This is a genomic window from Bacillus cereus group sp. N11, from assembly GCF_016483605.1.
In the GTDB taxonomy this organism is placed as follows: Bacteria; Bacillota; Bacilli; order Bacillales; family Bacillaceae_G; genus Bacillus_A; species Bacillus_A toyonensis.
Map to the genome: position 1 here is coordinate 1 of NZ_JAEHBN010000040.1, position 5,712 is coordinate 5,712.

The following is a 5,712-nucleotide window of genomic DNA, read 5'->3' on the forward strand; positions in this document are numbered from 1 at the left end:
TTGTCCCTGTGAGAGTAGGACGTCGCCAAGCAAGCTTAAGACGAGTCAGAATGACTCGTCTTTTTTGTGTTTTATAAAATAAGCTCGTTATCTGTAGTTTTCTTGAGCTATAAATAACGAGCTTATTTGTGTTAAAAAATAGCAATATGAAATTTCAGTAAAGCTCTGTTTATTATAGTTCTGCTGTATTTTTCACATCAATGAGCTCAAATCGTTCGCAAACGAGTAGCATATCTTCAGAAAAAGTAAAACCAAGCTCATTTAGTTCCTTTGTAAAAAAACGAACATGGGTGTTTCTCCAGTAATTATAAGTACGATCGCCTTCGCCTTCAGCGATGGCGAATTCTTCGCTTACTTCATTCATCGGTGTTACAGTTACTTCTATTGTCTTAATAATCGCTACAGGTTCATCCTGACTATTGAGTATAATACTATAATCATTAGTCGTTGGTAGTGGTTCATTTTCTAATTCATAAAAAATGTGACCGGAGCATGTTGCGGTTTTGATACCGTCAATTACTAATTGTGCAAGATAATTAGGGGAATCCCCAAATTGCCAAGCTGTAACAGATGCTGGTTTTTCATTGTTTCCCCAATAAGTATCCCAATATGTTTGTGCTAATGGGTTCATTTGTATCGTTACCTCACTCTAATTAATCTTTAGTTTTTTTTATAATCCCTGAGAAATTTACTTATTTGTTATGCCTTTGTACTCATTTAAAATTTGTATCGGTGTGTTGCGAATTAAGAAAGAGAATATGCGGAATGAATATGGTTTGTAAACACGTTCTGTCCATATATGTGATTTTTAATTTTCCAATTGTGTCGTACGGTAAAGGATATAACTGTTTGAAGAATATTCGGATTATTAAGGGCGATTTATTACAACTATGCCATATTGAAGTGAGTAATACTAGAGGTGAAATAGAGAAAAAACTGATATTCCAACTTGAATATCAGTTTAGTAATATGTGACTTATATGAATCTATAGCAATATGAAAAGCGTAAATAAGATAGCCAGCAAAATACGATAATATGCAAAAGGTTTTAAACCAATCTTCTCTAAAAGCTTCAAAAAAGTTACTACGGCTAGCATTGCTACTATAAAAGAGGTAATGAATCCTACCGCAAACATAGGGATGTCATCAACGCTTAAATATTTCCAACTTTTTAATAAGTCTAAGCCTGTAGCTCCAACCATTACAGGAAGAGCGATGAGAAAAGAGAATTCAGATGCGGTCTTATAATTTACTTTCGCTAATAACCCTCCAGAAATAGTAGAGCCAGCTCTAGAGAAGCCAGGATATACCGCTAAGCATTGAAATAATCCAATTGTTAATGCTTGACGGTAGGTTAAATCATCCAGTGAATAGGCGGTTGCTTCTGTCTTTTTTACTTCTGCAAAAATCATAAGAACTGCTCCTGCTACAAGTCCAATGACGACAGTATATGGCTGGAATAAGTATGTTTTAATAACATCATGTAATAGTAATCCAGCAACTACCGCTGGGAATACACCAAGAAATACATGGAATGCGTTGAATTTTTTCTCTTTTCGTAGAAGAGGTTTAATATTACATAAAAAAACAAGGCGTTTATAGTATAAAATCGCAATAGCTAAAATTGCTCCTAACTGTATAACGATTTCAAAGGTCTTTGCTCTTTCTCCTTCGAAACCTAATAAATGTCCGACTAATATAAGGTGGCCAGTAGAAGAGATAGGTAAAAATTCTGCTAATCCCTCTACAATACCGAGTATGAAGGCAATGATGATATCGCTCATAGTTTCACTCCTATAAATTAATGAATATCTACTCTCTTAAAATAGAATAGTGTTGCAATACATCCGAAAATTGCTGTTGCTGCAATGATGATATAAGAATACTCTGGTGGATATGTGGGTTGTAATTCGTTATTTGCAATATCTAGAGTAGCGGTCCACGGAAATAGATCTTTATGTTTAGAGTTCACGAGCATAAGGTTAGTCATTGTAATAATGACCGTTAATATAATAGGTGGTACATAGGTCTTCATTACAACGGTTAATAGTACAATAGGTGAAGACAATAGAAAGAGAAGTCCACCACATATTAAAAATTTTACGAGAGAGCTTAAGAGTAAGATGGTGCTAAATCCAGGGAAGCTACCTATTAGCCCTAATAATAAAGTTAGTGCCCAAGCGACTAAAGTAAGCATAATAATCCAAAGAAAGAGAATAATGAACTTACTTATAATAAAGCTAATGCGTGAGACTGGAATAGTTAGTAAATGTTTTAGTGTATCTTCTGTATATTCACGGGTAAACAGATAAGCAATCACTACCCCATATAAGGGGAATCCTATAACTAAAGTGGTATATAAGTTAACTTCAGTGAATAGTTGATGGAACAAAATAGTTGGAGTAGGTTGTTTTGTTTTTATGTGTATATAAGACGCTACGACCACTAAGAAGGGTGCGACGCCAGCCCCGATAATGCTAATCAAAAACATATTGGAACGTTTTAATTTTAATAGTTCTGTATAGAGCAGATTAACCAATTGTTCCACCTCCAACTAGATTGGTGAAATAATCTTCTAATCTGTCTTCGCTCATCGCCATTTTTAATACATCAACATCGTTAAGAACGAACGTTCTGTTTATGTGTCCTTGCTGTCCAAAATGAGAATAAATACGAATATTCCCTTCATCATGTACTTCATAATCAAAAATTTGAAGATGATTTTCTAATAGCATCGTGGCTCTATTGTCATTATTCACTTGAAATTCTATGTACTTACGGTTGGATTTGCGTAGCGTATCAAGAGAAACTTCTTCTAGTAACTTTCCTTCGTGGATAATTCCCATACGATCGACTAGTTGTTCTACTTCAGCTAATATGTGACTAGAAATGAGTATCGTTATATTTCTTTCCTGAGCTAAAGATTTAATGAGTTTTCGCATTTCTTTAATACCGATTGGATCGAGTCCATTAGTTGGTTCATCTAGTATGAGTAGTTCTGGATAGTGGAGAAGAGCACGTGCAATTCCTAAGCGCTGCTTCATTCCTAAAGAATACTTTCCTACTAACTTTTTTGTTTCGTGCTGTAAGCCTACTATTTCTAATGCTTCTTCAATGGCATTTTTTTTGTGGATCCCAATTATCTTTGCATTAATTAATAAGTTTTCTTTTGCAGTTAAGTTTTCATAAAACCCTGGAACCTCAACGATAGAACCAATTCTTCTTAAAATATCTTTTTGATTTTGAAATAAATCCTCTCCGAATATTTCAATGTTTCCACTTGTAGGCTTTATAAGGCTAAGTAGCATACGTATGGTTGTTGTTTTGCCCGCACCGTTGCGTCCTATGAATCCATAAACTTCTCCTTGTTGAACATTAATATTTAGATTATCTACTGATTTTTGAGTGCCATATACTTTAGTAAGGTTAGTCGTTTTTATAATTGTATGTATAGGAGACACCTACTTTCTATAAGTTCTTACTTACATAATAAGAAGGAAGGCTTAACTGCATATTAATCATTTCTTAACTATTTCTTAAAAGAAGTGTATTTTGGAATGGAAAAACCAAAAGTAGTTCGTTTCCATGGGATACTTTCAACCCATATATGCCCACCATTTCTCTCAACGAGCGCTTTAGAAATCGAAAGCAAGAGACCGCTACTACCAAAAGAGGAGGTTCTTGATTGTTCGCTTCGGTACATTCGCTCAAATATGTTTTGTAAATCATGTTTTGGAATGCCAGGGTCTTTGTCCCAAATAAGAAGTTCATATTCTGTATTGGTTTCTAGTAGTTCGATTCCTACTGTTTTCCCATCTTTTCCGTAATAAATGGCATTTTTTATTAAATTACCTATAATTCGCATAAGGCTAAGGTGATCTGCGATGATAGGACAAATAGATTCTGGTATAAGAACCTGTAGTTCGATATTATGTTTTGAGAGTTCAGGTAAAAAATCGATTAAAACTTCTCTAGTAACTTCAGAAAAATCGAGTTCTTCTTCTTTTAGTGGGAATTCATTGGCGTCTAGCTTTGCCATATTGAATATTTCATCAACTAGATGTTTTAAGTTATTTGATTTCATATAAAGTATTTTAAGATATTCTTGCTTTTCTATTTCAGAAGCAGCTACTCCATCTTTTAAAGCATCGATATATCCAATAATGGAGGTGAGTGGTGTTCGGATATCATGCGAGATACTAGACAAAAGTTGTTTTCTAGATTTCTCGTATCTTTTTGCTTCAATCCGAACCTTTTCTAATTCAGCTATTAGTTCGTTTATTGAAAAAACGATATTATGTAAGGAACGGTCATTGCTTGTGAATAATCTCGTTTGTAAATTTCCGTTTAATACACGACTTAATTTAGTATTCATTGATTTGTGATTTTGAATGAATTGTATCCTTGAAAAGAAGAGATAAGTTGTAATTAAGATAAGGGTAATAAATAAAGACATTTTTACTCTTGGGCCCATTTGTATATTTAAAAGTCCGCAAACTTATAACCAATTCCCCATATAGTTTGAATGAATTTTGGATTAGAAGGATCGATTTCTATTTTCTTTCTAAGTTTTCGAATATGTACCATAACGGTATTGTCATCTTCTATATAATTATCGTCCCACACATTTCGGAAGAGCTGCGTTTTTGTAAATACCTTGCCCTGGGTTTGAAGTAAAGAATTTTAATAGTTCCAGTTCTTTTCCGGTTAAGTTGATTTCCTCTTTATTTGTATGAACTGTATATGTATTTAAATTGATAGTGAGTCCTTTAAAAGCTAAAGTTGTTTTTTCTTGAACGGTATTGTTACTTCCAAGAACTAAAAAACGCCGTATAAGAGCTTTTACTCGTGCAACCACTTCGTGAATGCTGAAAGGTTTCGTAATGTAATCATCAGCGCCAATGCTTAAACCTAAAATTTTATCAACTTCGTGATCTTTAGCGGTCAGCATTAATATCGGTACGTTAGTTTTATCTCTAAGCTTTCTACATACTTCAATACCATCTACTTTTGGCATCATAATATCTAATATAACGAGGTTATAATTTTTTTGATTAAATAACTGCAAGGCTTCATCGCCGTTAATCGCAGTATCTACCATATATAATTCTCGTTCTAAATATATTTTTAATAAATTTCGAATTTCTTTATCATCGTCTGCTATAAGAATACGTATATCTTTCATATTATCACCTGTTTCTAATAGAGTTTTATTGGTAGTACAACACGATAAGCAAAGAGGTACATTAGGGAATACAATAACTCTCTAATTATATACTAGTATTTGTTAAAATAAGGTTGCTAGTTTCTTTAGGGAAAACATTCTTATAAATTAAGTAAGGTTTGACGAATGAAGTATTTAATTGAATATGTTTCGGAGGATAGATTTAGTAAAGAGAAGGAGAAGAGAGTTTCTCGTTAATGAAACTACTGTAAGGGCTTATATAGCCTAAAGGGTATTAATATATTTAAATTAAATTTCTTTGTAAAAAGGTGTTGACGATTAGAGTATAGAGGTGTAATATAGAACAAGTCGCCGATGCAATAACGCAGAAAACGACAAACGAAATAAAAAACTTAGTTGACATCAATTAACGAAAATGTTAACATAAGGGAGTCGCAAATGAGCGACCAATTAGTTCTTTGAAAACTGAACGAAACAAACAACGTGAAACGTCAATTTTTATTTTTAGATGCTAGACAAACTAACTT

General features: G+C 33.4%; 4 protein-coding genes and 2 pseudogenes. All 6 read right to left on the minus strand.

From position 1 onward, the window contains the following. Positions 1-172 precede the first annotated feature (172 nt). Positions 173-631 carry an ASCH domain-containing protein gene (locus JDS98_RS29485; RefSeq protein ID WP_097955142.1) on the minus strand — a complete coding sequence of 153 codons (459 nt, stop codon included), beginning with the start codon at positions 629-631 and terminating at the stop codon, positions 173-175. A 355-nt stretch (positions 632-986) separates the two neighbouring features. Beyond that, complete coding sequence (uppP, locus tag JDS98_RS29490; protein WP_199634624.1) at positions 987-1,784, minus strand: undecaprenyl-diphosphate phosphatase UppP; 798 nt, start codon at positions 1,782-1,784, stop codon at positions 987-989. Positions 1,785-1,801: 17 nt separating this feature from the next. Then, positions 1,802-2,539, minus strand: a complete 738-nt coding sequence (locus JDS98_RS29495) for an ABC transporter permease (RefSeq protein WP_000247709.1) — start codon at positions 2,537-2,539, stop codon at positions 1,802-1,804. Then, positions 2,532-3,461, minus strand: a complete 930-nt coding sequence (locus JDS98_RS29500; RefSeq protein ID WP_097959919.1) for an ABC transporter ATP-binding protein — start codon at positions 3,459-3,461, stop codon at positions 2,532-2,534. The genes JDS98_RS29495 and JDS98_RS29500 overlap by 8 nt, the downstream gene beginning before the upstream one ends. Positions 3,462-3,529: 68 nt before the next feature. Next, positions 3,530-4,498: pseudogene (locus tag JDS98_RS29505) on the minus strand (sensor histidine kinase); the annotation flags it as partial. Then, a pseudogene (locus JDS98_RS29510) lies at positions 4,483-5,185 on the minus strand (response regulator transcription factor). The pseudogenes JDS98_RS29510 and JDS98_RS29505, both read right to left, overlap by 16 nt. Positions 5,186-5,712 lie beyond the last annotated feature (527 nt).